This is a genomic window from Streptomyces sp. NPDC001914, from assembly GCF_042891215.1.
GTDB lineage: Bacteria > Actinomycetota > Actinomycetes > Streptomycetales > Streptomycetaceae > Streptomyces.
The window spans coordinates 1-1838 of sequence record NZ_JBIASW010000040.1; the positions used below are offsets into that span (position 1 = coordinate 1).

Sequence of the window (1838 nt, forward strand, 5' to 3'; positions counted from 1 at the left end):
CCATCCCTGATCTTGCGTGGGTATCCCCGGCTTCAGCCGGGGAGGGAAACGCATCCTCGACGCGGAGGCGCGAAGCGCCGGAGTGCTCTTCGTCTTCGTGGTGGCGGTCAGACAGGCCGCTTCTGGCTCTCGATGTACTGACGGATCACAGCCAGCGGCGCTCCGCCACAGGACCCGGCGAAGTAGGAGCGGGACCAGAAGACGGACCCCATGCCGATCCTGTTGATCCGGCCGGTGTACTCCGCCCGCAGATACCGGGAGCTGACTCCCTTGAGGCTGTTGATCAGCTTCGACAGTGCGATCTTCGGCGGGTAGTGCACGAGCAGGTGTACGTGGTCGGCCTCGCCGTTGAACTCGCGCAGCTCCACCTCAAAGCCGGAGCACACCTCGCGCATGATCTCCTCGCACCGCTTCAGCATGTCGTCATCGAAGATGCCGCGCCGATATTTGGTGACGAACACCAAGTGTGCATGCAGGCTGTAGGCGACATGACGACCGGTGCGGATATCGGGGTTTGGTTCCCAGCGTGGTGACATACGCCAAGCGTAGTAGGATCAAGGGAACTCGACCGGAGGGGGTGGGCTGAAATGATCCGGGCATACAAGTTCCTCATACGGCCCACCGTGCGCCAGGAGCAGGCACTGGGCGAGATGCTGCGGGATCACTGCTCCCTCTACAACGGGGCACTGCAGGAACGCCGCGACGCCTACCGGCACAGCTCGAAGACGAGCGTCACGTACGGGATCCAGTCCGGGCAGCTCAAGGAGATCCGGGCGTTCGACCCGGAGCGGCAGGGCCGCTGGTCGTTCTCCTCGCAGCAGGCCACCCTGCGCCGTCTCGACAAGGCGATGCAGGCGTTCTTTCGTCGCGTCAAGTCCGGCCAGACGCCCGGATACCCGCGCTTTCGTGGGGTGAACTGGTTCGACACGGTGGACTTCCCCAAGGACGGGGACGGCTGCCGTTGGGACTCCACCCCGCACGACCCCATGACCCGCGTCCGCTTCCAGGGCGTCGGTCATGTCAAGGTCAACCAGCACCGGCCCGTGGTCGGCAGGGTCAAGACCGTGTCCGTCAAGCGCGAGCGCCGCAAGTGGTACGTCGTCCTCACCGCAGAGCAGCCCCGGCCCGAGCCTCTTCCCGCAACCGGCAGCGTGGTCGGCATCGACCTCGGCATCGCCTCGTTCCTCACCACCTCTCACGGCGAGCACATCGCCAACCCGCGCCACGCCCACAAGGCCGCCGCCAAGCTGGAGACCGCACAGCGGGCGCTGTCCCGGTACCCGCGCCGCAAGGCGAAGGACCGCACCAAGAACCATCAGCGGGCCGTGGAGCGCGTCGCCGCTCTGCACGGCAAGGTGCGCCGCCGGCGCCTGGACCACGCGCACAAGACCGCTTGGGACCTGGTACGCCGACACGGTTTCATCGCGCACGAAGACCTCAAGATCCGCAACATGGCCAGGTCACCCGCGCCGAAACCCGACCCCGACCAGGCAGGCGCGTTCCTGCCCAACGGTGGCGCCGCCAAGGCCGGACTCAACAGGTCGATCAACGATGCCGGATGGGGGGTGTTCCTGACGATCCTGCACGCCAAGGCTGAAAGCGCCGGACGGGAAGTGATCGCAGTAGACCCCCGTAACACCTCACGCGAGTGCCCCGAATGCGGGCACACCGCCAAGGAAAACCGGCCCACACAGGAAAAGTTCCACTGTCAGGCGTGCGGCCACACCGCGCACGCCGACACCGTGGGTGCGATCAACGTTCTACGGGCCGGGCTGGTCCGTCGCAACGCCAACCCGGCCTAGCGAGAAGCCCCCTCGTTCACGAGGGGGAGGAGTCAC

At 66.2% G+C, this 1838-nt stretch carries 2 protein-coding genes; one reads left to right on the plus strand and one right to left on the minus strand.

The window, feature by feature from the left end:
- Nucleotides 1–107: 107 nt before the first annotated feature.
- Nucleotides 108–536, minus strand: a complete 429-nt coding sequence (gene tnpA / locus ACFYYF_RS41530; protein ID WP_388784810.1) for an IS200/IS605 family transposase — start codon at nucleotides 534–536, stop codon at nucleotides 108–110.
- A 51-nt stretch (nucleotides 537–587) separates the two neighbouring features.
- On the opposite strand from tnpA, the gene ACFYYF_RS41535 reads away from it, so the two are divergent.
- Entirely contained in the window at nucleotides 588–1802 is a 1215-nt protein-coding gene (locus tag ACFYYF_RS41535) for an RNA-guided endonuclease InsQ/TnpB family protein (protein ID WP_388784813.1), read from the plus strand.
- The last annotated feature ends 36 nt before the right edge of the window (nucleotides 1803–1838 follow it).

Excerpts from the sequence above, each read along its gene's own strand:
- tnpA (WP_388784810.1), bottom strand. The coding sequence starts at position 536 with ATGTCACCACGCTGGGAACCAAACCCCGATATCCGCACCGGTCGTCAT.
- ACFYYF_RS41535 (WP_388784813.1), top strand. The coding sequence starts at position 588 with ATGATCCGGGCATACAAGTTCCTCATACGGCCCACCGTGCGCCAGGAG.